Here is a 24,504-nt window from a genome sequence, read left to right as displayed (position 1 = left end):
CAGTCAGTGGTCAGGGTTGCGGCGGCGATCTCTGCCTGCGGCTTGTGCGTCATTTTTGTCCCTCCTGCAAAATTACTTGCATGGTTTCATGCGAAGATCCGGCTCGACCACGAATTCTCGCTTCCCGCAAAAATCGCACTCAACCCGGTTCGAGCAAATTTAGGACAGCAAAGCTGTCTCAATTCACGAGGATTTTGGCAGAAACCGGCGGAATTGGCAAGGGTGCGAATCCAATTAGTCGGACGGTCATTTTGCAGTGAAGTTTCGATACTGACCTATTGCGCGAAACTTTCTTGTCACAAAATGGGCCGAGCTATTGCTTTCATTACCGGATTTGCCAATCGCAAGGTTAGGTCCTAGAACTTTCCCCGTCATCGCTTCACGCAGCCCCAAAACAGACACTCAGCTATCGGAAAGCCTTCAGAGATGTTTTTTGCTTCAGACAATTGGGCTGGCGCCCATCCGGCCGTCAACGAACGGCTTTCGCGGGAATCCACCCGCTTTGCCGCAGCTTACGGCACCAGCGAACTCGATCTCTCCATCGAAAAACGCTTCAACGAGATATTCGAGCGCGAGGTCGCGGTGTTTTTCGTCGCCACCGGCACGGCGGCCAACTCGCTTTCGCTGGCCAGCATCGCCCGCCCCGGCGGCCTGACCTTCTGTCATTCGGAAGCCCATGTGATTGAAGACGAATGCGGCGCGCCTGATTTCTTCAGCGGCATGCGCATGGTCGCCGTTGAAGGGCCTGATGGCAAGATGTTGCCGGAAAACCTGATCGAACGCATCGCGCGCTATCCGCAGGATGCCGTTCACCATGGCCGCGCCGCCGCCATCACCATGACGCAGGCGACCGAGGCCGGCACGGTCTATACGCTCGATGAAATCGATGCCATCGCCAGGATCGCCAAAGACAACGGCCTGCCACTGCACATGGATGGCGCGCGGTTTGCCAATGCGCTTGCCGCACTCGACACCACGCCGGCCGAAATGACCTGGAAACGCGGCGTCGACGTGCTGTCTTTCGGCGGCACGAAAAACGGCTGCTGGTGTGCGGAAGCGATCGTGTTTTTCGATCCTTCGCTCGCCCGGGACTTCTCCTTCCTGCGCAAGCGCACCGCCCAGCTTTTTTCGAAATCGCGTTTCATCGCCGCGCAGTTCGAAGCCTATCTGCAGGACGATCTGTGGCTCAGTCTCGCCGGCCACGCCAATGCCATGGCCAACCGGCTGCGCGCCGGCTTCGGCTCGCTCAACAGCGCCCGTCTCGCCTGGCCGACGCAGGCCAACGAAGTGTTCGCCATTCTGCCGAAGGCCGCCGCCGAAGCCGCAACGGCCAAGGGTGCGAAGTTCTATGACTGGCTGGAGCCGCGCGACATGCCGGAAAAAGTCGGCAAGGACGAATTGCTGATCCGCATGGTCACCAGCTTTGCGACGACCGAGGCCGACGTGGACGAATTCCTGTCGATCTGCGCTTCTGTCTGACACAACATTTGAGGGCGTCCCATAACGGCGCCCTCAAACCTCCTGAAGCCGGTAACCGACACCGGTTTCCGTCAGGATATAGCGTGGCTGGTCCGGAATTTTTTCGATCTTCTGGCGAAGCTGGCGCACATAGACCCGCAAATATTGGACGTCGGTCAACTCGTCCCACGCATGCTCAAGCAAAAATCGGTGCGTCAGCACCTTGCCCGCATGTTGCACCAGAACCCGCAGAATATCATATTCCTTGGGCGAGAGTTTCACCTCGCGGTCCTCCACCTTGACGATGCGCCGGACAAGATCGACCGAAAGGTCACCGGTTTGAAATACCGGCCTTTCCCCCTGGCTCTGCAGGCGGTGGCGCAGGGCGACGCGGATGCGGGCGACAAGCTCGTTCATGCCGAAAGGCTTGGCGATGTAATCATCCGCTCCTAGTTCCAGCGCCTTGACGATACCCGCCTCATCCGTGCGGCTGGAGAGAATGATCACCGGCAGCGCCAGCCCTTCGCCACGCCATTTCGCCAGGAGATCATGTCCAGATATATCCGGCAACCCGAGATCGAGAACGACGAGATCGGGTTTGTCCTCACCGACAAGCTCCATCGCCACCTTCGCATTCATGGCCTCGCTCACCGCATATCCTTGAGTCGACAGCCCCACCCGCAAAAGCTTGCGGATCGGCGGTTCATCGTCGACGATCAGAATGCGGACGGCGGAATTGGTCATTCCCGATCTCCTTTAGCGACACGACGAAGCACGTGAATGATTCTCTTCTGAAATCGCGCCCTAATCATGATCTAGCACGGGTGCGTCTTGAGGAGCTGGCAGGCTTATGGTAAATTGCGCGCCTGAGCGACCCGACCTGTTTTCCGCCCGGATCGACCCGCCCATGGCCTCGATGAAACCCTTGCAGATGGATAGCCCGAGACCCGTGCCGGCCTGCACATGATCCGCCTTGCGCACCCGGTAGAAACTGTCGAACACCCGCTCCGTATCATCAGGGGGAATGCCCGGCCCCTCGTCCGCAACGGACAGGAAGACATGCATGCCCTGCCGCCACCCCCTGATCTCGATAGCCGTCTGTTCGGACGCGTATTTAGCCGCGTTGTCGATCAAATTAAACAACACCTGTTCGAAAAGCACCGGATCGACCTTCAGCATCGGCAGATCGGATGGAATATCCAGAATGATCTCGTGCCGGGCAACAATTTTCGCCGCGCGCGAAAGCGCCGTGCCGACCATATCGCCGACGAAATGCAGCCCGTAATTTGGCTCCATCGCCCCTGAACCAATTCTTGTCATATCCAGCAGGTTGGAGATGAAACGGTTAAGCCGCTCGGACTCCTCAATGATTGTCGAAAGTAACTCAGTCCGCGCATCGGGCGGAATGTCGTCCGCAAAATCCTTTAGCGTTCCGGCCGAACCCAGAATGGCCGCAAGTGGTGTTTTCAAGTCATGAGAAATGGAGGTGAGGAGAGCAGTGCGTAGCCGGTCGGTTTCCGCCGCAAGCCTTGCCCGGTCGACATCCGAGGCAAGCTGGATACGTTCGACGGCAAGGGCCGCCTGATCGGCCAGCGCATCGAAGAGCCGCTGCTGCTCCGGTGTCAAAAGCGGGCCAACCCGGTCATCATCCAGCCCCACCACGCCGATGGCGCCGCTGCCGGTGCGCAATGGCAGATAAAGACGCTTCGCACCCGGCAGCGTATCCGCGCCGCGGCCCGTGGCTCTGTTATGCTCCCATGCCCATTGCGCGGCGGCGATATCGGCATCCGCCAAAGTATCATCCGGCGGATAACCCGCCTTGACGGTGATCGTATTGTTTTCCGGCAGCAGCAGAACAACCCGGACCTTCAGCATCGAAGCCATCTGGTAAGCGGTTGCCCACAACACATCATCCAGTGTGCTAGTGCCTGCCAGTTTTTTTGAAAACAGATAGAGGTCCTCGGTGGTTCGCGCCCTCGCCCGCGCCGACGCCGCCTGCCGCTGCACGGCGACGGCCAGATTGGAGGCGACCAAGGCCACTCCGAAATAAAACAGCAGCGCCACGACGCTGTCCGGTGCGCTCACCGTCAGCGTGTAGCGCGGCTCCAGAAAGAAGAAGTTGAAGGCGAAGGCGCCAAGCAATGAAGCATAGAGCGCCGGCCCCAGCCCGCCGCGCACGGCAGCGGCCAGAACCGCCATCAGGAAGACCAGCGCCAGATTTCGAACATCGAGCATCTGGTCCAGCCCGATGCCGACAATGATAGCCACCGCCACCAGCAACGTGCTGCTGAGATAAGCCTTGAGCAGATTGCCACGACGCGGAGACGCCTGCTTCACCGTCTGCACCGGCTTTTCCGCCGTCTTGTCGCCGGAAATGACGTGGACGCTGATATCGCCCGCATGGTCGATCAGTTCATGGGTCAGCGAGCGCTGGAACAGGCGCTGCCACCAGTTCTTTTTAGGGCGGCCAATGATGATATGGGTGAAATTATTGGCGTTTGCATAGGCGATGATCTCGCGCGTCAAATCAAGCGCCGGCAGGGTTACCGTCTCGCCACCCAGCTTCTCGGCAAGCCGCATGGTGCCGGCCAGCCGGTCCTTCTCCGCCTCCGATAATTGCTGCGAACGCGGCGTATCGAGATGCAGCGCCGTCCAGGGCGCGCGCAGGCGATCCGCCTGCCTTCGGGCATAACGCACGAGACCCGGGCCATTGCCGCCATGGTCGAGGCATACCAGAACCCTGTCCCCCGCCGCCCATGGTCCGGAAATGGCATGCGACTGCATGTGGTTGAGCAATTGCTCGTCCACCCGCTGGGCGGTGCGTCGCAGCGCCAGTTCACGCAACGCCGTCAGGTTGCCGCGGGAAAAGTAATTCTCGATGGCGCGCCGCGCAGTGCGGGGCATGTAGACTTTGCCATCCTGCAGGCGTTTCAGCAGATCGTCGGGGGTGATATCGATGATTTCGACGTCGTCGGCCCTGTCGATGATGCTGTCAGGTACTGTTTCCCGCACGCGGATGCGGGTGATCTGTGCCACCACATCGTTCAGGCTTTCGACATGCTGGATGTTCAGCGTCGTATAGACATCGATGCCCTGCGCGAGGATTTCCTGAACATCCATATAGCGCTTGGGGTGGCGGCTGCCGGCGGCATTGGTATGGGCAAGCTCATCGACCAACACCAGAGCGGGGCGACGGGCGAGTATCGCATCGAGATCCATCTCATCCAGCATCTGGCCGCGATAATCGATGCGCTTGCGGGCGATCACCTCCAGCCCTTCGACCAGAGCTTCGGTTTCGCGGCGGCCATGGGTTTCCACGACGCCGATAATGGTGTCGACGCCATCCGCAAGCTTCGCACGGCCGGACATCAGCATTTCATAGGTCTTGCCGACGCCGGGGGCTGCGCCTAGAAAAATCTTCAGCCGGCCCCGCGCCTCGCGCCGGGCGTTTTCCAGCAGCGCATCGGGCGACGGTCTGCTCGGCATATTGCTGATATCGTCAGGCATTTAACCCACCAGTGGTCGAAGCTATGGCTTCCGAAGAAGCCATAGCCATTTCAGTTCATGAGCCGGCTGCGTCAAGAGCCATGTTCAGCGCCAGCACATTTACGACGGGTTCGCCCATGAAGCCCAGTTCCGGTCCCTCGACATGACGCTCGACGATGGCACGCAACGAGGTTTCATCCATGCCCCTTGCCTTTGCGACACGCGGTATCTGGAAATAGGCGGCCTCAGGCGTGACATGCGGGTCAAGACCGCTGCCCGATGCCGTCACCAGATCGGCCGGCACCTCGGCTGCCGGGTTTTCGGCTTTCGCGGCCTCATAATCCTGCTTCACCCGGTCGATGAGCTTGGCGCTGGTCGGACCGAGATTGGAGCCGGAAGACGAGGCGGCATTATATCCGTCACCGGCGGAGGAGGGCCTGCCGTGGAAATATTTCTCACCGGTGAAGGCCTGCCCGATCAATTGCGAACCCACCACGCTGCCGTTCTTCTCGATCAGGCTGCCATTGGCCTGAAAGGGAAAGAGCGCCTGCGCCAGACCCGTCATGCCCAGCGGATAGGCAAGGCCGGTGATGGCGGTGGTGGCAAGGATCAGCACCAGTGCGGGACGAAGCTGTCTAAACATTGTCTTACTCCTCAGGCTAGACCAAGCGCCGTGATGGCGAGGTCGATGGCCTTGATGCCGATAAAGGGAACGATGATGCCGCCGAGGCCATAAATGACCAGATTGCGCGACAGCAGCGCGCCGGCGCCGATCGGGCGGTATTTGACGCCCTTCAGCGACAGCGGGATGAGCGCGATGATGATCAACGCGTTGAAGATGATGGCGGACAGGATCGCGCTCTGCGGTGTTGAAAGCCCCATGACGTTCAGGACGCCAAGCTGCGGATAGAGCACCAGAAACATCGCCGGGATGATGGCGAAATATTTGGCGATATCGTTGGCGATGGAGAATGTCGTCAATGCGCCGCGTGTCATCAGCAACTGCTTGCCGATTTCGACGATCTCGATGAGCTTGGTCGGATCGCTGTCGAGATCGACCATATTGCCCGCCTCGCGGGCCGCAACCGTGCCGGTGTTCATGGCGACGCCGACATCGGCCTGCGCCAGCGCCGGCGCATCATTGGTGCCGTCGCCGCACATGGCGACGAGCTTGCCCTTGGCCTGCTCCTCGCGGATCAGCTCCAGCTTGTTTTCAGGCGTTGCCTGGGCGAGGAAATCATCGACGCCTGCTTCCGCCGCAATGGCAGCAGCCGTCATCGGATTGTCGCCGGTGATCATGACAGTGCGGATGCCCATGCGGCGAAGCTCGGCGAAACGCTCCCGAATGCCGCCCTTGACGATATCCTTCAGCTGCACGACCCCGAGCAGCTTTCCATCCCGCACCACGGCAAGCGGCGTGCCGCCAGCCTTGGCGATTTCTTCCGCAATCGTGCGGATTCCACGCGTGGCATCGGTTTCGGTTTTGACGGCCAACGCCGCGTTCCCATGTTGCGTAACGCCGCCATCGACATAAGCCAGAACGGCATCGACGGCACCCTTGCGAATGGAGGCGCCTTCGAAATCCACGCCGCTCATGCGGGTCTGGGCGGTGAAAGGCACGAAGGTAGCGTGCAGCTTCTGCATGTCGCGGGCGCGGATGCCGTATTTTTCCTTGGCTAGAACGACGATGGAGCGGCCTTCCGGCGTCTCATCGGCAAGCGAGGCGAGCTGTGCGGCATCGGCAAGTTCCTGCTCCGAAACGCCGGCGATAGGCCGAAACTCCGTCGCCTGCCGGTTGCCGAGCGTAATCGTGCCGGTTTTGTCCAGCAGCAGCGTATCGACGTCACCAGCCGCTTCGACGGCGCGGCCGGACATGGCAAGCACGTTGAAACGCACCAGCCTGTCCATGCCGGCAATACCGATGGCGGACAAAAGAGCGCCGATGGTGGTGGGGATGAGCGTGACGAACAGCGCCACCAGCACGATGATCGGGATGGAGCCGCCGGCATAGGCGGCGAAGCTTGGAATGGTCGCGGTGGCAAGAACGAAGATCAGCGTCATGCCCGCAAGCAGGATGTTGAGCGCGATTTCATTCGGCGTCTTCTGGCGCTCGGCACCTTCCACCAGCGAAATCATCCGGTCGAGGAAGGTGGAACCGGCAGCAGCGGTGATGCGCACCCTTATCCAGTCCGACAGAACCTGCGTGCCACCGGTGACAGCCGAGCGGTCGCCGCCGGATTCGCGGATGACGGGGGCGGATTCGCCTGTTATCGCCGCCTCATTGACGGAGGCCACGCCTTCGACGACTTCGCCATCGGACGGGATGATATCGCCGGCTTCGACGAGCACGACATCGTTGACCTTCAGGCTTGTGCCCGCCACCATTTTAAACTGGCTGCGGTCATCGCCGGTCAGCAATTTCGCCTGGGTTTCGGTGCGGGTCCGGCGCAGCGAATCCGCCTGCGCCTTGCCGCGCCCTTCGGCGACGGCTTCGGCGAAGTTGGCGAACAACACGGTAAACCAGAGCCAGAGATTGATCTGGAAAGAAAAGCCGAGATTGCCGCTGTCCATGACGAGATCACGGATGAACAGCACGGTCGTCAGCACCGAGACCGTTGCCACGACAAACATGACCGGGTTGCGCGCCAGCGTGCGCGGGTTGAGTTTTTTGAATGCGGCGGCAGTGGCCGGAACGAGAATGCGAGAATCGAGAATGCTCGCTTGTTTGGACTGGCTCATGAAGAGGCTCCAGCGTTTGAAACAGGGCGACCGATGAGGGTCGATCAGCCCGTGAGAACTTCGAGAGCGACGACGGCGGCGAACAGGGCCGCCATCATCGCAAGAATGAGATTGGAGGCGCACCAGCCGCCGGGACCGGCGCTCCTTTTGACGGGAGCACCAGTGCGGACAGGAAGGTTGCGTCGGTGTCGGGGTATGTCATCGGTCATGGCGCCACCTCAAAAGACCTGACCTGCCGCCATCACCAGATGTTCCGCGACCGGGCCAAGAGCCAGTGCAGGCAGGAAGGTGAGGCCGCCGACAATCAGGATCGTGCCGACAAGCAGACCGACAAACAGCGGACCATCCGTTGGGAAGGTGCCGGCCGATGCCGGAACGGTCTTCTTGGTGACCAGCGAGCCGGCGATGGCGAGCGCCGGAATGATCACCAGAAAACGCCCCATCAGCATGCCGAAACCAAGTGTGATGTTGTACCAGGTGGTATTGCCGGTCAGACCGCCGAAAGCCGAGCCGTTATTGGCGGCTGCCGAAGTGTAGGCATAGAGGATTTCGGAGAAACCGTGCGGTCCGGCCGTGCCGATCGACGCCACCGCCGATGGCAGGACCGTGGCCGTGGCGGTGAAAGCCAGCATGGCGAGTGGCAGGCAGAGAATGGCCAGAACTGCCATCTTCATTTCCTTGGCCTCGATCTTCTTGCCGAGATATTCCGGCGTGCGGCCCACCATCAGACCCGCCACGAAGATGGCGATGATGATGAACAGCAGGATGCCGTAGAAACCCGCGCCGACACCGCCAACGATCACTTCACCCAATTGCATGTTGATGAGCGGGACTAAACCACCAAGCGCCGTGAAGCTGCCATGCATGGCGTTGACCGCGCCGCAGGACGCGGCTGTGGTGATAACCGCAAACAGCGATGAAAGCGCTACACCGAAGCGAACTTCCTTGCCTTCCATATTGCCGCCCGCGAGACCAAAGCCGTGCATCAGCGGATTTCCGGCCGCTTCCGCCCAATAGGTGACGGCGACGCCGGCGATGAACAGAACGCCCATGGCCGAAAGGATCGCCCAACCCTGGCGCTGGTTGCCCACCATGCGCCCGAAGACATTGGTGAAGGCCGCACCGATGGCGAAGATCGACACCATCTGGATCATGTTGGAGAAGGCATCAGGGTTTTCAAACGGATGCGCCGAATTGGCGTTGAAGAAACCGCCGCCATTGGTGCCGAGCATCTTGATCGCCAGTTGCGATGCGACGGGCCCGACCGCAATCGTCTGCTGCGCGCCCTCGAGCGTTTGTGCCGTGACATAAGCGCCGAGCGTCTGCGGCACGCCGAGCCACACATAGACAAGGGTCAGTACGATGCAGAAGGGCAAAAGCACGTAGAGCGTCGCGCGGATCATATCCACCCAGAAATTGCCGATGGCCTTGCCTGAAGCGCGCGAAAAGGCGCGGATGAGACCGATGGCGATTGCCATGCCCGTGGCGCCGGAAACGAAATTCTGCACGGTTAAACCAGCCATCTGGGTCAGATAAGACATGGTGCTTTCGCCGCCATAATTCTGCCAGTTGGTATTGGTGACGAAGCTGACCGCCGTGTTGAACGACAGTTCCGGCCCGACGGCAGGCATTGCCTGCGGATTATAAGGCAGCACGGCCTGAAAACGCATCAGCGAATAAAGCAGGACAAAACCGAAAAGGTTGAAGAGCAGCATGGAAAACGCATAGGTCGTCCAGTGCTGCTCTTCGCGCTCGCTTGTTCCGGCAAGGGCATAAAGGCCGCGCTCGACAGGCACAAGAACCGGCGAAAGCAGGGTGCGTTCACCACTAAAGACACGCGCCATATAGAAGCCGAGCGGCTTCACCAGCGCAAAAATGATCCCGCAAAACAGCAGAATCTGAAACCATCCATTGAGGGTCATTGTATTGGACTTTCAATAGCCGCCGCTTCCCGATCAGAAGCGTTCGGGGCGAATGAGAGCATAGGTGAGATAGGCGGCGATAAAGACGGTGACGGCACCGCTGAGGACATAGTCGAATATCATCGCAGCCTCCGTCTAAAGCCGGTCGCAGGCGCGCGTATAGGCAAAGCAGAGGGCGAAGAACACCGTCGCTGCGCCGATCAGAACAAGGTCCATCATGATGGGACTCCTTTTTTCCACGAGGAGCCTGACAGGAAGAAAAGCGCCGCCATGTGGGACGTCGCTTTTCATTCTTTCTGGCTCAGGAAGGGAACACCATCCCTTCCCGAACAGAAGAATGCACCCGAACCGCATAAAGGTTCGAGACGGCCTCAAAGGGAATAAAATAGGAATCCTATAGGAATTTCGATGCCCGCAGACGCGGGTACCGCTGCCATCCCTTAGTGAGAGAGCGGCTCGCCAAAAGCGGAAACAATGGTTTCCGCGGTGCTTCTGCTGGCGAGCAGCGCCGCCAGCAGAATGCGGGCCTGGCCCGGGCGAAGCGTGGAAGAATGCACGGCACCGGCCGCGACAAGGTCATGTCCGCCGCCGCCGCCGCCATAACTTGCGACAAGACGGCCTTCCGGCACGCGGCTGGAAACGACGACAGGGACGCCGTGTTCCGCGCAGCGTTTCACCGCCTCGGCAATATCAGGATTGGCGTTACCGGAGCCGAGCGCGGCGAGCACGATACCTCTAGCGCCCGCCTGCAGGCTCGCGTCAATATGGGTTGCGTCACAGCCGGGATGGATAGCGACGATATCAACCCTGATATCGGCGACGGGCGCGGCAAGGTTTGGCGCTGAGGCCTGAACCAGTGGTCGCGCCGAGCGGAAGGCGTCCGCCGCATCCGCACTCAGCTTGTACAGCCCCCAGGCCGGCAGACAGCGACCGCCGAAGGAAAGAAGCACGCCCTTTTGGACGTTCTGCGGATCGAGCGCGGTTTCTATGGCCTGCGCCAGATTGACGGGTCCGTCCGCATTCGGGTGGTCTGCCGTAAACTGCGCACCGGTGAAGACCACCGGTTTGGTGAGGCTGTGCTGCAGATTGACGAGCAGGGAGGATTCTTCCATGGCGTCGGTGCCATGCAAAACCACGACGCCCGCCACCGCGGGGTCATTGAGTTCCAGGCCTACCGCATCGCTGATGCGCTGCATGTCTGCCAATGTCAGGCTGGAAGAATCCTTCGCCATCAGATCGACCGGCTTCAGCCGGGCGCTGATCTGCGGAACCAGCGCCAGCAGGTCCTCGCCGGAAAGACTGGGGGTACTGGCCCCATCGGCACCACGCCGGCTGGCGATGGTGCCACCGGTGGCGATGACCGCCACCAGTTGAGTTTCACCCTGCCCGCTCAATGCGACGCCCCCACGCCGGCCGCACGTTCAGCCGCCAGACGGTGGATACGGTCGCGCAACAGATACCAGCCGACCACCAACGCCGGAATGATGACCAGCAGCGAAGCGATGGTCCAGGAGCCGACGGGATAATCGAACGCCATCAACACCAGCACGCCGAACAGGAAGATGAGCGTGAGAATGCCGGTATAGGGTGCGCCGAACATGCGGAAATCCGGACGCGCCAGTTCGCCGCGCTGCGAAAGCTGCCAGAGCTTCAGCTGGCAGAGCACGATGACGGCCCATGCGCAGATGATACCAAGCGCCGAGAGGTTGAGGGCGATTTCGAAGGCGGAAGCGGGAACGACGGCGTTCAAGGCCACGCCGAGAACGGTGACGACGGCGGTCACTGCGATGCCGCCATAGGGCACGCCGGCCTTGTTCATCTTCGCAAGTGCGGCCGGAGCCGAGCCGGAAACCGCCATGGAGTGCAGAATGCGGCCAGTGGAATAAAGACCGGCATTGAGCGAGGACAGCACGGCGGTCAGAACGACGAGGTTCATGATCACATCCGCGCCCTGCACACCGATGGAGCCGAAGAAGGTGACGAAGGGGCTCTCGCCGGCCTTATAGGCGGTGTAGGGCAGAAGCAGCGCGAACAGCAGCACCGACCCGACGTAGAAGACCACGAGACGCAGAACCACGGCGCGGATGGCGCGGGGCATGACCTTGCGCGGGTCTTCCGTTTCGCCCGCCGCCGTGCCGATCAGCTCGATCGAGGCATAAGCGAAGACCACGCCCTGTATGATGACGAAGGCCGGAAGAATGCCGTTCGGGAAGAAGCCGCCATTATCGGTAATAATGCTGAAGCCGGTGACGTGGCCTTCAATGGGCGTACCGAAGATGACGAAATAAATGCCGACGACGAGGAAAATCGCAAGCGCCAGCACCTTGATGAGGCTGAACCAGAATTCAAGCTCGCCGAACACCTTCACCGACAGCATGTTCATCGCCAGCACGACCAGAAGCGCCGTCATCGCGAAGACCCATTGGTCGATGCCCGCCAGCCACGGAACATATTGCTTGAAGAAATTCATGTAGAGGGCAACGGCGGTCACATCCGCAACCGAAGTCATCGCCCAGTTCAGCCAGTACATCCAGCCGGCCGCGAAGGCCATCTTCTCGCCGTAGAACTCGCGGGCGTAGGAGACGAAGGAACCCGAGCTTGGACGATGCATGATAAGTTCGCCGAGCGCGCGCAGCACCAGAAACGCGAAGAAACCGCACAGCGCATAAACGAAAACCAGCGCCGGACCCGCCTGCGCCAGCCGGCCGCCGGCGCCAAGAAACAGGCCGGTGCCGATCGCGCCGCCAATGGCGATCATCTGGATCTGACGTGGCTTGAGGGCCTTGTGGTAACCGAGTTCCTCTTCGACGAAGACCTCACGTTCGGCAGGCGCCGTTTTCCCAGAATGCATGGATATTTATCCTCCCGATAAAGTGCTTTAGTCGGCGATAAGCCGGAAATCAAAATGAAACTGGCACAGTCCATGCTGGAAACATGGCCAGCATGCTCATGCGTTCTGTAAAGCTGCATGACAGATTTTCGCCCCTCATAATGGCAGATAATGCCGTTCGTCAAGGGTATTCGATATGATTGACCTTCTCCTCAGCCCAGATTAAGGTCGAAAAATCTGTAAGACAGCTTTACAGATATAGCAACACTTAAAAGCCAGTGGAGGAAAAAGTGAGTGTGACGCGCAGGGAGCATGATTTGCTCGGGACGAAGGAAATTCCGGCTGATGTCTATTGGGGTGTGCACACCGCACGCGCCGTGGAAAACTTTCAGATCACCGGGGTAACCATTGGCCACAATCCCTATCTCGTCAGGGGATTGGCCTATGTGAAGGAGGCGGCGGCGCGCGCAAATCACGAACTCGGCCTGCTCGACACGGAGCGAATGGAGGCGATCGCTGCGGCCTGCCGCGAAATCCGCGCCGGCACGCTGCACGAGCAATTCGTGGTGGATGAAATCCAGGGCGGAGCCGGCACCTCCACCAACATGAATGCCAACGAGGTCATCGCCAACCGGGCGCTTGAACTGCTTGGCCACGAAAAAGGCGATTATGCCCGCCTTCACCCCAACGACCATGTCAATCTCAGCCAGTCCACCAACGACGCCTATCCGACGGCGGTCAATGTCGGCCTGATCGAATCAATCGACGATCTGGCAGCCTCCATGGGCGTGCTGAAGGACGCTTTTGACCGCAAGGCGCAGGAATTTGCCGGCTTCATCAAGATCGGGCGCACACAATTGCAGGACGCCGTGCCGATGACGCTCGGCCAGGAATTCCGCACCTTCGTGGTGATGCTGGGTGAAGATCAGGCCCGCCTGATCGAATCCGCGGCCCTGCTGCACGAGATCAATCTCGGCGCCACCGCCATCGGCACCGGCCTTAATGCGCCGCGCGGTTATGCGGCGCTTGCCTGCCAGCATCTGGCAGCGCTGACCGGACGGCCGCTGGTGACGGCGGTAGACCTTATTGAAGCGACACAGGACCCCGGCGCATTCGTGCATCTGTCCGGCGTTTTGAAACGCGTGGCCGTCAAGCTGTCGAAAACCTGCAACGACCTTCGCCTGCTCTCCTCCGGTCCGCGCGCCGGCATCGGCGAAATCACCCTGCCGTCGGTTCAAGCGGGTTCCAGCATCATGCCGGGCAAGATCAATCCGGTCATTCCCGAAGTCGTCAATCAGGTGGCCTATGCCGTCATCGGCAACGATATCACCATCACCATGGCCGCCGAAGCCGGGCAACTGCAGCTGAACGCCTTCGAACCGATCATCGTGCGCGCCCTTTCCCAGAGCATCAGCCAGCTCAGCGCCGCGTGCCGGACACTGGCGGAACGCTGCGTTGACGGCATCATCGCCAACCCGACCATCATGGCGCAGCGCGTGGAAGAATCGATCGGCCTTGCCACCGCGCTTAATCCGCTGATCGGTTATTATGCAGCGACGGAAGTGGCCAAGGAGGCGCTCGCCAGCGGGCGCACCGTGCCGCAGGTGGTTCTGGAACGCGGATATCTGACGGAAGCGCAATTGCAGCAGGCGCTGAGCCCGCGGCACCTCGCCAACCTGCCGGCGCTTACGGTTGACCAACCCGATCTTCTCCAATGATCGTCGTCACCACCTGCTTCACCTGCCCAAGGTGAAGCTCCATCGCCTCACGCGCCTCGGGTGCTGAACCCCGCCGGATTGCTTCGACGATCCGGCGGTGCTCGTAATTCGACGCAACGCGACGGCCCGCCATCAGATTGACCATCTCTGACTGTTGGGACACAGCCTCGCGGGCATCGGCGACCACCTTGGCGAAGAGACGATTGGCGGAAGCCTCCGCGATGGCACAGTGGAATTGCCCGTCCAGCAGCACCCAGGGGTGCGGCCTCTCTTCAACTTCCATCCTGTCACAGAGGTGCAGCAATATTTCCAACTGGGCATCGGTGCGCCTGAGCGCCGCCCATCCGGCGGCCGGGACCTCGATGAAGGGACGGGCCTCGATAAGATCGCGGGCGGAATAAGCGCCGTAATTCAACTCGGAAGGCGGCGTCGGCGTCATCACATAGGTGCCGCTTCCGGTGCGGGTCTGCGTCAGCCCCAAAGTCTGGAGAGATCGCAACGCCTCGCGAATGATCGGCCGGCTAACGCCATATCTTTGTGCCAGATGCGCCTCGGAAGGCAGCCGCGTGCCGACTGCAATCTGCCCCGAGGTAATCGCTGAGCGGATATCTTCAAACACCGCTTCCGCGGCATTCTTGCGATTGATCGGCTGTGCATCCGCAAGCCAATCCGACAACCCGCCCATCTTTAAACCCTCCGCACCCTCAATATGCCTGCCATCCAGCAATGAAAGGACGGCTGCCGCTCACGCGACTAAGCCGACCTTCCTAACACTATCCGGCCGGATGGAACAACGACGGCGGATATTTTTATCGGAGGAAGGAAGCGGCAGCCGCTTCCTTCCAATATCACGCCTTCACGTCCTGTCCCTCCGGCTCGTCATCCTCACGCGGAATGCGGAACCAGGCGACATAAAGCGCCGGCAGGAAAAGCAGCGTCAGCGCCGTGCCGACCACGATGCCGCCCATCATGGCATAAGCCATAGGCCCCCAGAAAATCTCCCGCGATATGGGAATGAGGGCAAGGGTTGCCGCCGCCGCCGTCAGCATGATCGGCCGCATGCGGTGCTCGGTCGCCTCGACCACCGCGCGCCAAGCCGAGACGCCCTCGCTTCTCAGATGCTCGATCTGGACGACGAGGATGACCGAGTTGCGGATCAGGATGCCGATCAGCGCCAACACGCCGAGGATGGCGACGAAGCCCATCGGCGCATTGGAGAGAAGCAGCGCCACCACCACGCCAATCAATGCGGTCGGCGCCACGGCGAAGACGAGGAACAGCCGGCTGAAGCTTTGCAGCTGCAACATCAGAATGGTCGCCATCGCAAACAGCATCAGCGGAACTACGGCAACGATCGGCGCTTGCGAATCCGCGCTGGATTCCACCGAACCACCCGTTTCCAGCTTGTAGCCGACGGGAAGTGTTTTTTGGAACGCCTCGATCTTCGGCTTCAGCTGCTCGACGATCGTTGCAGGCTGCGTCGGGCCGATAATGGCGGCTTTGACCGTGATCGTCGGGATCCTGTCACGGCGCCAGATGGTCGGCTGTTCCAGTTCGTAGCGGAAATTGGCGATAGCCGACAGCGGCACGGCCTTGCCGTTGGTCGCCGGCAATTGCAGGTTCTGCAATGTCTCGATGGAGCCGCGCTCCGACATCTGCGCCCGCGCCACCACATTGACGAGATAGATGTCGTCCCTGACCTGGGTAACTGTGGAACCTTCGACAATGCTGTTCATGGCATTGGCGATGTCTTCCGACGAGACGCCCAGCTGGCGGGCCTTGTCCTGCAAAACGTCAACCTTGACCACACGCGTCGGCTCGTTCCAGTCCATGACCATGTTGGACAGCAGCTGGTGTTCGCCGACGATGCCCGACAATTGTTGTCCAAGCTCACGAACCTTCTGGATATCAGGACCGCTCAAGCGATATTGCACCGGTTTACCGACCGGCGGGCCAATATCGAGCAACTTCACGAAGGCGTCGGTGCCGGTGAAGGTCCGGTTCAGGTAATCCTGCAACTCGGCACGCACCTTGTCACGCACATCCAGCCCCTTGGTGACGATGACCGTCTGGCCGAAAGTGACATCAGGCGTCTGCACATCGAAAGACAGGATGAAACGCGGCGCGCCTTCGCCGACATAGGTCGTCCAGTGATCGATATCCGTATTTTTCGCCAGCATTTCCTGTTCGAACTGCGCCATCTGCCGGTTGGTTTCGGCAATCGAGCTGTTCTGCGGCAGGTTCCAGTCGACAATCAGCTCCACGCGGTCGGATGACGGGAAGAACTGTTGCTGCACGAGGCTCATGCCGCCGACGGAAAGACCAAACAGCGCAATGGTCAGAATGATCGTCACCCAGCGCCAGCGTAGCGCCCGGCCAAGAAGCCACGAAAAGCCGGAGGCGAAACGGCCCTTCTTTTCGTGATGCGATTTCATCGTCTTCGGCAGGATCGTCACGCCGAGCAGCGGCGTGAAGAGGACCGCGACGATCCACGACACGATCAGCGAAACCGCAATCACCACGAAGAGCGTGAAGGTGAACTCACCCGCCGCGCTGTTGTTGAGACCGACAGGAATGAAGCCGGCGACGGTGACCAGCGTACCCGTCAGCATCGGGAAGGCCGTCGAGGTATAAACATAGGTCGCCGCTTTTCTGAGATCATCGCCGACCTCCAGCCGCGCGACCATCATCTCGACGGCGATCATCGCGTCATCGACAAGGAGCCCCAGCGCAATGATGAGGGCGCCGAGCGAGATGCGTTGCAGCGAAATGCCGGTATATTCCATGTAAACGAAGGTGATCGCCAGCACGAGCGGGATGGAGACGGCAACCACCATGCCGGCCCTGAGGCCAAGGCTGATGAAGCTGATGACGAGAACGATGGCGATCGCCTCGAAGAGCGCCGAAGTAAAGCCCGATACCGCCTCGTCAACCACGGCGGGCTGATCGGATACCCGGTGCAGATCAACACCGATCGGCAGGTCCGCGACGATGCGCTTCATCTGCGCATCCAGCGCCTCGCCGAAATGCACGAGGTTCGCACCGGTTTTCATGCCAATGGCAAGACCGATGGCCGGCTGGCCGTTAAAACGGAACAGCGAAGATGGCGGATCGACATAACCGCGCCGGATCGTCGCCACTTCCGTCAGCGGGAAGAACCGATTGTTGACGCGCAGGTTGATGGACCGCAGGCTGTCTTCCGAGGTGAATTGGCCGCTGACCCGCAACGCCACACGCTCAGGACCGGCATTAACGAAACCAGACTGGGTAACGGCGTTCTGGGATTGCAGCGTCTTGATGATCGACTGCTGGTCGATGCCGAGCGCTGCGATCTGCCGCGTCGAAAATTCGAGATAGATCGCCTCGTCCTGCGCGCCGATCACATCCACCTTGCCGATATTGTCGACGGTCAGAACCTTCGCACGGGCATCCTCCACCAGATCGCGCAATTGCCGCTGGCTGAGGCCATCACTGGTGAAAGCGTAGATATTGCCATAGACATCGCCGAAACGGTCATTGAAGAAAGGACCGACGACGCCCGAGGGGAACTCGCCCTTGATATCGCCGATCATGTTGCGCACCCGCACCCATGTCGGTTCAACGTTCCTGGCCTTGGTTTCCGGCACCAGCTCCACGAAGATCGTCGTGCGGCCGGCCACCGTCTGGCTGCGCAGATGGTCGAGATTATCGAGTTCCTCGAGTTTCTTCTCGATCCTGTCGGTCACCTGCCGGGCCACGTCTTCTGCCGAAGCGCCGGGCCATTGCGCACTGATCACCATCGTCTTGATGGTGAAGTTCGGATCTTCCTCACGGCCGAGGTTGAGATAGGAAAAAACGCCGGCAAGAACGAAAACCAGCATGAAGTACCAGACGAGCGAACGGTGTTCGAGCGCCCAGTCGGAAAGATTGAATTTCTTCACTGACGGACCTCCTGATCGATCCTGATGGCCTGCCCATCCTTAAGCTTGTGAACGCCGGCGCTGGCAACACGCTCGCCGGGTTTGACGCCGCCGGTAATGCGCACGCTGCCGCCGTCAACCGGCTCGCCCGCTATCGTAACCGGGCGCAGCGTCACCGTTGCCGTATCGGCATTGACGATCCAGACGCTCCATCCATTATCTGTTTTCAGCAAGGCTGATGCCGGAAGCGCAATCTGCGGTTCTGATGCGGCAAGCACCGAGGCCGTGACGACGGAGCCCAGCCGGAAGGCAGCGGGCGCATCCTGCAGGCTGATTTTCGTGCGGCGCGTGCGCGTCGCCGTTTCAGCCTCAGGCGCGATTTCGCGCACCACACCGGTGGTGCGGATTTTCGGATCGAGCTGCAGGGCGATCTCGAAGGTCGAGCCGATTTCCAGCCGCTGCGCCGCAAATTGCGGAACATCCACCACCACATCGCGCACTTCCGGGCGGGCGATAGTCACAACTGTCTGACCGGCCGAAACGACCTGGCCGATTTCGCCCGAAGTGGCGGTTACCACCCCGTCAAATTCCGCGCGCAGCTGCGCATAACCCAGCTGCTCTTCGGCCTTGTCCAGATTTGCCCGCGCCTTGGCAACGGCGGCATTGGCGGTGCGGGTGGCCTGCTCGGCCTCTTCAAGTGCTGCTTCCGTGCCGCTGCGGGCCTCGGCCAGCACGCGCTGGCGCTGTTCGGTCGTCACCGCATTGGCGAGCTGCGCTTCGGCATTGGAAAGATCGGACTGCGCGCTTTTCACCGACAGTTCGAGCGCCAGCGGATCGATCGAAGCAACCACATCACCCTTCTTGACCAAATCGGCCACATCGACGTTGCGGGCGATGATCCGGCCGAGAACGCGAAAACCGAGATCGGTCTGGATGCGCGACTCCACCGTGCCGGTGAGCCGCAGCGCATCGGCAGATTTTTCTTCCACCACAACGGAGAGTACCGGGCGCGGTGCCTCCGCTGCGGCTTCCTGCTTTTCCTGGCAGGACGAGACCGCGATTGCCGCAGTGAGCAAAAACAAGCTTCTGTTTATCCTGAACATTATTGTGCCTGCCCCTTTTCATAGGCGACCTTTTCACCGGCCCGCAGAAATTTGGTCCCGACGGTGACGACGATATCGCCGGGGTTGAGCCCGTCCGCGACGACAAATTGGCCGGTCTCGTAGTCGGCGACCTCGATCCGTCGTATGGCGATTTCCGAAGATTGCGGATCGACAACCCAGACGGCGGGAAGACCGTTCTGCGACGTCATCGCCGACCATGGAAGTTCGATGGCATCAACCTGTTTGAAGCGGAAATGGCCGGATACGGGCGCGCCGAGCGGCATGGTCAAATCGCCGTTGAGGCCAACCTTGACCCTGATCGTCCCATTGTCCGGATCGATCGTCGGGGAAATCTCCCGCACCGGCGCCGCAACCGTACGGGACGGATCCGACAGGAGGCTGACATTGACGAGATTGTCGATATCGCGCTCGAGGAACAGCGATTCGTAGACATCGAAAACCGCATCGCGTGGCCCGTCATGCGCCAGCGTGAAGACGAGTTGAGCGGCCTGCGCCACCTGGCCAACCTCGACATTACGCGCCGTGATCACGCCATCCGCATCGGCTCTGAGTTCGGTATAGGAAAGCGCATCGCGGGCCGTATCGAGTTGCGCCTGCGCCGATCTCACCGCGCCCTGCGTGGTGAGCAGGGTTTCCTGGGCCTTGTCGACAGCAGAGCGCGAGGTCACCTGTGTTTTAAAGAGGCTCTGCTGACGGTCGAACGTCAGTTGCGCCTGCGTCTGCTGCGCTTCGGCCGATTGCAGGTTGGCAAGCGCCACATCAATGTCGGCCTTCTGCTCTTCGGGATCGATGCGGGCGAGCAATTGCCCGGTCGTCACCCGCGCTCCCACATCCACCAGCCGCTCGGTGATCTTGCCGCTGACCCGGAAGGACAGGTCCGTCTGAACCCTTGCCCTCACTTCACCGGTGATGACGCTGCCACGATCGACCGGCTTTTTCACCGCCGCGACCACGTCGACGGTCCGCAGCGGCTTTTCGGCCGGCCGCTCTTCATTGCTGCAGGACGACAGGGCAAAAACACCGCCAACCGCAAGCGCGATAAGAATGGTTTTCATGGTGACCTCTTGATCTTTGCCCCATCCTATAATATTTGACTGACTGAATAGTCAATGAAATTCTTATGCCGCCGATCCGGAAACCGTTCGACGCCGGAATCCCGGATGGTGATCGAAGATTTGCCCGGAGCGTTCTTGGGAGACACCGGGAATAGGCTGACAGAATGAACCACGCACCACCTGCAAAAATCGATTCCGGTTTTCGTGCCGGTGCGATAGGCAGGCCACCTATTACGTCCGCCGCTCACGACGGATAGAAGGGCACGCGCCGAAAATACCTGAGGAGCCGGGGTCATGACGAAAACAAAACTGACACGTGCAGAACAGAAGATACAACGTCCGTTGCAAATTCTCGATGCCGCATTTGAGGAATTCACCAAAAGGGGGTTTACGGCAACGCGGGTCGAAGACATTGCCGACCGGGTGGGGGTGACGAAGGGGACGGTCTACGTCTATTTCGAAACCAAGGAAGCCCTTTTTGCGGCAATGATCGAGCATGTCGGCAAGCCTTTTCAGGAGGCTTTCAAAGCCTATGCCCGTACCTCCGACGATCCCGTCGAGGAGCTTCGCCTGCTGCTCGAATTCCTGTTCGAAAACCTTGTCGATGACAGGCGGATGCGGGAACTGTTCCGCTTCGTCGTTGCGGAGGGCGCGAAGTTCCCTGATCTCATCGACCACCACCATGATGTCCTGATGGCGCCGGTGCTGGGGCGCATCAATATGATCCTCGATGAGGGCGTGGCGAAAAAAAGGTTCAGGGCCAATCCGCCCGAACTCGCCAAGGTCGTCATGTCACCCATGGTCGGGACGTTGGTTTTCCGGCTGATTTTCGACGATCGGCGCAGTCTGGACAGGCAGGCCGTTCTGAAAGTTCATCTCGACCTGCTCATGCGCGGACTGCTGGCGTAACCCCCCGTCATCCTGCTTTCAGCCGATGCCACCAATGCAGACATATTTGAGTTCGGTATATTCTTCGATGCCATGGCGAGACCCTTCCCGCCCGAGCCCCGACATCTTGACCCCGCCGAACGGCGCCTCGGCCGTGGAAATCGCCCCCGTATTGACGCCAACCATGCCGTATTCCAGCGCCTCGGCAACCCGGAAGACTCGCGAGAGATCACGCGCATAAAAATAGGAGGCAAGGCCGAAATCGGTATTGTTAGCCTGCGCGATCACATCCGCTTCATCCTCGAAACGGAAGAGCGGGGCAAGCGGCCCGAAGGTTTCCTCCCGCGCCACCTGCATGCTGGCATCGACGTTACGCAGGATCGTCGGCTCGAAAAAATTGCCGCCCAACACGTGTTTTTTACCGCCTGTGGCGATCTCGGCGCCTTTCGAAAGCGCATCGGCAATATGTGCTTCCACCTTGGCAACGGCGTTGCCATCGATAAGTGGACCGAGAATGCTTGCCTCGTCCAGCCCGTTGCCAACGTTCAACTGCGCGACGGCCCGCGCGAATTTTTCAGCGAAGGCGTCATACACGCCGCCCTGCACATAAAGTCGGTTGGCGCAGACGCAGGTCTGGCCATTGTTGCGAAACTTGGCGATCAGTGCCCCTTCCACGGCTGCATCGAGATCCGCATCGTCGAAAACGATGAAGGGCGCATTGCCGCCGAGTTCCAGACCCAGCTTCTTGATCGTCGGCGCGCATTGCCGGTAGAGATGCTCTCCCGTGCGCGTCGAGCCGGTGAAGGTCAGAAGGCGGATATCCGGACTTGCCGTCATCACGCCGCCGATTTCCGCGGCAGGTCCTGTCAAGATACTGAAAAGTTCGAGCGGCAGGCCCGCGCGCTGGGCGAGGATGGCAAGAGCGATCGCTGAAAAAGGCGTCTGCGGCGCGGGTTTCAGCACCACCGCGCAACCCGCGGCCAAGGCCGGACCGACTTTACGGGTAATCATGGCATTGGGAAAATTCCACGGCGTGATGGCCGCGACCACGCCGACCGGCTGGCGCAGAACCAGAATGCGCTTATCCGGCTGATGGCCGGGCACGGTCTCGCCATTGATACGGCGTGCCTCTTCCGCGAACCATTCGATGAAGCTTGCACCATAGGCAATTTCACCTTTGGCCTCAGTGAGTGGCTTTCCCTGTTCCAGCGTCAGGATCACGCCGAGATCGTCACGGTTTTCCATGACCAGCCGGTGCCACGCCTTCAGGATGGTCGCACGCTCACCAGCCGTGCGGCGCGCCCATGCCTTCTGGGCAATCACGGCGGCAGCGATTGCTTCCTGTGTTTCCGTTGCCCCGAGTTCAGGAATCTGGCCGACGACCTCCCCCGTCGCGGGGTTGCGGATCGTCGCCGTTTGACGGCCATCGCAGCCGATCCAGCGGCCGGCCACGGGCACTTTTTCACCCAGGAGTGTGGGATCATTCAGATGCATGAGCCGATCCTTCAACAGAAAACCTGAGCCGACGCCGGATCGAAGGCAAGATGCACGAGATCGCCTCGGTTGAGACCGGAAATCGCGTCGTGGCCAAAGGGCAGCCGCACGGCAAGCGGTTCACCCGAACCGGTATGGGCAACCACGTGGACGTTGTTGCCAAGGAAGGTGATGTCGCTGACCGTTGCCTGAAAACCTGTGGAGGAACCCGGCCGGTTGCGGCTGAGCTGCAGGCGCTCGGGGCGCAGCATCAGCGCCGCCTTCTTGCCTGACGCGGCCTCGCCATGCATCGGAATATGATCGAAGACGATATCCCGGCCCAGCGACACCGTCGCCTTGCCACCCGATGCGGCAAGGAGATCGCAGGCGATAAAATCGCTGTCGCCGATGAATTCGGCCACGAAGCGGGTGGCAGGATGGGCATAAAGCTCCGGCCCCGTGCCGATCTGGTCTATCACCCCTTTCGAAAACACGGCGATCCGGTCGGAAAGGCGCAAGGCCTCTTCCTGATCGTGGGTGACATAAAGGATCGTCACTTCCGTCTGCTGGTGGATGCGGCGGATCTCGAACTGGATTTCTTCGCGCAGCTTCTTGTCGAGCGCCGACAGCGGCTCGTCCATCAGAAGTACCGGCGGATCATAGGCTAGTGCCCGCGCAAGAGCCACGCGCTGCTGCTGGCCGCCCGACATTTGCGCGGGCTTCCTGTCCTCGAAACCTTCGAGGCGTACCAGCCGCAGCATCTCCTTCACCTTCGCATCGATTTCCGCCTTGCTCTTGCGGCGAACCTTCAGCGGAAAGGCGATGTTTTCCCCGACCGACAGATGCGGAAACAGGGTGTAGCGCTGGAAGACCATGCCGATGTTGCGCTTGTGCGACGGGGTCGACAGCAGGCTTTCACCGTTCAGCAGAATATCGCCCGCGGTCGGCTGTTCGAAACCGGCAAGGATATAAAGCGTCGTGCTCTTGCCCGAGCCGGACGGCCCGAGAAATGTCATGAACTCGCCCGGCTGCACGTCGAGATTGACATCCTGAACGGCGACGACCGGTCCGTATTGCTTGCGGATACCGCGAATTTGCAGGAGCGGTTTGGTCATGTTTTCAGTCCTTTTCGCACAGCCGCGACAAGCAGCATGAGAATGATGGTCACCGCAATGAGAAGCGTGGAGGCGGCGGCGATGACAGGCGTCAGATCCTGACGCAGCGTCGCCCAGATTTTAACCGGCAGCGTCTGCAATGTCGGGCTTGCCATGAAGATTGCCAGCACCACCTCATCCCAGGAGGTGAGGAAGGAGAAGATCGCCGCCGAAAACAGGCCGTGGCTGATGGCGGGCAGCGTGATGCGAATTTTTGCCTGCAGCGGAGTTGCGCCGCACAGCACCGCTGCATCCTCGATCGACTTGTCGAAGCCCTCAAGCGCACCGGTCAGCGCCAGAATGGAGAAGGGCAGCGCCACGACAAGATGGGCGATGACGAAACCGGTGGTGGTGCCGGCAAGACCGAATTTCAGGAAAAAGGCGTAAAGCGCCACCGCCAGCACCACGACGGGCAGAATCATCGGCGTCATGAATAGCGCGCGCAGAGTGCCGCGCCCGATGAAACGGCCACGCACCAGCCCGAAGGAGGCGACAAGACCGATGAGCACGGACAGAACGGTTACCATCAGCGCGATGCGCAGGCTCGTCCAGGCGGCATCCAGCCATCTAGGGTCAGCGAAGAAATCCGCATACCATTTCAGCGTCCAGCCGGGCGGCGGAAAAATCAGCCATTGCGACGAACCGAAGGACAAAGCGGCGATAAAGATGATCGGGAGGATCAGAAATGCCGAGGTTAGCACGGTGATGAGCAGAAGCAGCCATTTCCAGAGGCCGAGGCTGTTATAGTTCAAAAGCAT

General features: G+C 60.3%; 20 protein-coding genes. 3 read left to right on the top strand and 17 right to left on the bottom strand.

What is annotated here, in order from left to right; translation table 11 throughout:
* The first annotated feature begins 426 nt into the window (after positions 1–426).
* Positions 427–1,479 (top strand): threonine aldolase family protein, encoded by a 1,053-nt coding sequence (locus tag AKG12_RS14980; RefSeq protein ID WP_052819425.1) that lies wholly within the window; start codon positions 427–429, stop codon positions 1,477–1,479.
* A gap of 33 nt (positions 1,480–1,512) precedes the next feature.
* Here AKG12_RS14980 and AKG12_RS14975 read toward each other — a convergent pair whose 3' ends face one another.
* The 10 genes from AKG12_RS14975 to AKG12_RS14940 form a co-directional block, all read right to left on the bottom strand.
* A complete protein-coding gene (locus AKG12_RS14975) occupies positions 1,513–2,202 on the bottom strand; it encodes a response regulator transcription factor (RefSeq protein WP_046799955.1) in 690 nt (229 codons plus the stop codon).
* A 60-nt stretch (positions 2,203–2,262) separates the two neighbouring features.
* Complete coding sequence (locus tag AKG12_RS14970) at positions 2,263–4,965, bottom strand: DUF4118 domain-containing protein (protein WP_052819424.1); 2,703 nt, start codon at positions 4,963–4,965, stop codon at positions 2,263–2,265.
* Between the two features lie 55 nt (positions 4,966–5,020).
* Positions 5,021–5,587, bottom strand: coding sequence for a potassium-transporting ATPase subunit KdpC (kdpC, locus tag AKG12_RS14965; protein ID WP_052819423.1), 567 nt, complete (start codon positions 5,585–5,587; stop codon positions 5,021–5,023).
* A gap of 11 nt (positions 5,588–5,598) precedes the next feature.
* Complete coding sequence (kdpB, locus tag AKG12_RS14960) at positions 5,599–7,683, bottom strand: potassium-transporting ATPase subunit KdpB (protein ID WP_052819422.1); 2,085 nt, start codon at positions 7,681–7,683, stop codon at positions 5,599–5,601.
* A 44-nt stretch (positions 7,684–7,727) separates the two neighbouring features.
* Positions 7,728–7,892, bottom strand: coding sequence for a hypothetical protein (locus AKG12_RS30740; protein ID WP_197283326.1), 165 nt, complete (start codon positions 7,890–7,892; stop codon positions 7,728–7,730).
* A gap of 9 nt (positions 7,893–7,901) precedes the next feature.
* Positions 7,902–9,605 carry a potassium-transporting ATPase subunit KdpA gene (kdpA, locus tag AKG12_RS14955; RefSeq protein WP_052819421.1) on the bottom strand — a complete coding sequence of 568 codons (1,704 nt, stop codon included), beginning with the start codon at positions 9,603–9,605 and terminating at the stop codon, positions 7,902–7,904.
* A 33-nt stretch (positions 9,606–9,638) separates the two neighbouring features.
* Positions 9,639–9,728, bottom strand: coding sequence for a K(+)-transporting ATPase subunit F (kdpF, locus tag AKG12_RS14950; protein ID WP_035226808.1), 90 nt, complete (start codon positions 9,726–9,728; stop codon positions 9,639–9,641).
* 12 nt (positions 9,729–9,740) lie between these two features.
* Entirely contained in the window at positions 9,741–9,896 is a 156-nt protein-coding gene (locus tag AKG12_RS30255) for a hypothetical protein (RefSeq protein ID WP_156316058.1), read from the bottom strand.
* Between the two features lie 149 nt (positions 9,897–10,045).
* On the bottom strand, positions 10,046–10,999 hold the full coding sequence (locus AKG12_RS14945) for an asparaginase (RefSeq protein WP_052819420.1): 954 nt from the start codon (positions 10,997–10,999) through the stop codon (positions 10,046–10,048).
* Positions 10,996–12,456 (bottom strand): amino acid permease, encoded by a 1,461-nt coding sequence (locus AKG12_RS14940; RefSeq protein ID WP_052819419.1) that lies wholly within the window; start codon positions 12,454–12,456, stop codon positions 10,996–10,998. The genes AKG12_RS14945 and AKG12_RS14940 overlap by 4 nt, the downstream gene beginning before the upstream one ends.
* A gap of 269 nt (positions 12,457–12,725) precedes the next feature.
* Between AKG12_RS14940 and AKG12_RS14935 the strand changes: the two genes are divergently transcribed.
* Positions 12,726–14,153 carry an aspartate ammonia-lyase gene (locus AKG12_RS14935; protein ID WP_285277743.1) on the top strand — a complete coding sequence of 476 codons (1,428 nt, stop codon included), beginning with the start codon at positions 12,726–12,728 and terminating at the stop codon, positions 14,151–14,153.
* On the opposite strand, the gene AKG12_RS14930 is transcribed toward AKG12_RS14935, so the two are convergent.
* From AKG12_RS14930 to AKG12_RS14915, 4 genes are all read right to left on the bottom strand, one after another.
* Entirely contained in the window at positions 14,122–14,838 is a 717-nt protein-coding gene (locus AKG12_RS14930) for a FadR/GntR family transcriptional regulator (RefSeq protein WP_052819417.1), read from the bottom strand. The two genes, AKG12_RS14935 and AKG12_RS14930, sit on opposite strands and share 32 nt — an antisense overlap.
* Positions 14,839–15,001: 163 nt before the next feature.
* Entirely contained in the window at positions 15,002–18,073 is a 3,072-nt protein-coding gene (locus AKG12_RS14925) for an efflux RND transporter permease subunit (RefSeq protein ID WP_052819416.1), read from the bottom strand.
* Entirely contained in the window at positions 18,070–19,155 is a 1,086-nt protein-coding gene (locus AKG12_RS14920; protein ID WP_052819415.1) for an efflux RND transporter periplasmic adaptor subunit, read from the bottom strand. The genes AKG12_RS14925 and AKG12_RS14920 overlap by 4 nt, the downstream gene beginning before the upstream one ends.
* Positions 19,155–20,231, bottom strand: a complete 1,077-nt coding sequence (locus AKG12_RS14915) for an efflux RND transporter periplasmic adaptor subunit (RefSeq protein ID WP_052819414.1) — start codon at positions 20,229–20,231, stop codon at positions 19,155–19,157. Before AKG12_RS14915 ends, AKG12_RS14920 begins: the two co-directional genes overlap by 1 nt.
* 294 nt (positions 20,232–20,525) lie before the next feature.
* On the opposite strand from AKG12_RS14915, the gene AKG12_RS14910 reads away from it, so the two are divergent.
* Complete coding sequence (locus AKG12_RS14910; RefSeq protein WP_046799967.1) at positions 20,526–21,140, top strand: TetR/AcrR family transcriptional regulator; 615 nt, start codon at positions 20,526–20,528, stop codon at positions 21,138–21,140.
* Between the two features lie 18 nt (positions 21,141–21,158).
* Here AKG12_RS14910 and AKG12_RS14905 read toward each other — a convergent pair whose 3' ends face one another.
* The 3 genes from AKG12_RS14905 to AKG12_RS14895 are packed head-to-tail and all read right to left on the bottom strand — an operon-like array spanning position 21,159 to position 24,504.
* Complete coding sequence (locus tag AKG12_RS14905; RefSeq protein ID WP_052819413.1) at positions 21,159–22,613, bottom strand: NAD-dependent succinate-semialdehyde dehydrogenase; 1,455 nt, start codon at positions 22,611–22,613, stop codon at positions 21,159–21,161.
* Between the two features lie 11 nt (positions 22,614–22,624).
* Positions 22,625–23,707: an ABC transporter ATP-binding protein gene (locus tag AKG12_RS14900; RefSeq protein ID WP_052819412.1), complete on the bottom strand. Its 1,083-nt coding sequence runs from the start codon at positions 23,705–23,707 to the stop codon at positions 22,625–22,627.
* Positions 23,704–24,504, bottom strand: a complete 801-nt coding sequence (locus tag AKG12_RS14895; protein ID WP_052819411.1) for an ABC transporter permease — start codon at positions 24,502–24,504, stop codon at positions 23,704–23,706. The genes AKG12_RS14900 and AKG12_RS14895 overlap by 4 nt, the downstream gene beginning before the upstream one ends.

Source organism: Agrobacterium sp. SUL3, assembly GCF_001263295.1.
Taxonomy (GTDB): Bacteria; Pseudomonadota; Alphaproteobacteria; order Rhizobiales; family Rhizobiaceae; genus Agrobacterium; species Agrobacterium tomkonis.
The sequence above is the reverse complement of the archived record's forward strand: the minus strand, read 5'-3'. Positions and strand labels throughout refer to the sequence as shown.

Coding starts and splice junctions, on each gene's coding strand:
- AKG12_RS14980 (WP_052819425.1), top strand. CDS start 427: ATGTTTTTTGCTTCAGACAATTGGGCTGGCGCCCATCCGGCCGTCAAC.
- AKG12_RS14975 (WP_046799955.1), bottom strand. CDS start 2,202: ATGACCAATTCCGCCGTCCGCATTCTGATCGTCGACGATGAACCGCCG.
- AKG12_RS14970 (WP_052819424.1), bottom strand. CDS start 4,965: ATGCCTGACGATATCAGCAATATGCCGAGCAGACCGTCGCCCGATGCG.
- kdpC (WP_052819423.1), bottom strand. CDS start 5,587: ATGTTTAGACAGCTTCGTCCCGCACTGGTGCTGATCCTTGCCACCACC.
- kdpB (WP_052819422.1), bottom strand. CDS start 7,683: ATGAGCCAGTCCAAACAAGCGAGCATTCTCGATTCTCGCATTCTCGTT.
- AKG12_RS30740 (WP_197283326.1), bottom strand. CDS start 7,892: ATGACCGATGACATACCCCGACACCGACGCAACCTTCCTGTCCGCACT.
- kdpA (WP_052819421.1), bottom strand. CDS start 9,605: ATGACCCTCAATGGATGGTTTCAGATTCTGCTGTTTTGCGGGATCATT.
- kdpF (WP_035226808.1), bottom strand. CDS start 9,728: ATGATATTCGACTATGTCCTCAGCGGTGCCGTCACCGTCTTTATCGCC.
- AKG12_RS30255 (WP_156316058.1), bottom strand. CDS start 9,896: ATGAAAAGCGACGTCCCACATGGCGGCGCTTTTCTTCCTGTCAGGCTC.
- AKG12_RS14940 (WP_052819419.1), bottom strand. CDS start 12,456: ATGCATTCTGGGAAAACGGCGCCTGCCGAACGTGAGGTCTTCGTCGAA.
- AKG12_RS14930 (WP_052819417.1), bottom strand. CDS start 14,838: ATGGGCGGGTTGTCGGATTGGCTTGCGGATGCACAGCCGATCAATCGC.
- AKG12_RS14920 (WP_052819415.1), bottom strand. CDS start 19,155: ATGTTCAGGATAAACAGAAGCTTGTTTTTGCTCACTGCGGCAATCGCG.
- AKG12_RS14915 (WP_052819414.1), bottom strand. CDS start 20,231: ATGAAAACCATTCTTATCGCGCTTGCGGTTGGCGGTGTTTTTGCCCTG.
- AKG12_RS14910 (WP_046799967.1), top strand. CDS start 20,526: ATGACGAAAACAAAACTGACACGTGCAGAACAGAAGATACAACGTCCG.
- AKG12_RS14905 (WP_052819413.1), bottom strand. CDS start 22,613: ATGCATCTGAATGATCCCACACTCCTGGGTGAAAAAGTGCCCGTGGCC.
- AKG12_RS14900 (WP_052819412.1), bottom strand. CDS start 23,707: ATGACCAAACCGCTCCTGCAAATTCGCGGTATCCGCAAGCAATACGGA.
- AKG12_RS14895 (WP_052819411.1), bottom strand. CDS start 24,504: ATGCTTTTGAACTATAACAGCCTCGGCCTCTGGAAATGGCTGCTTCTG.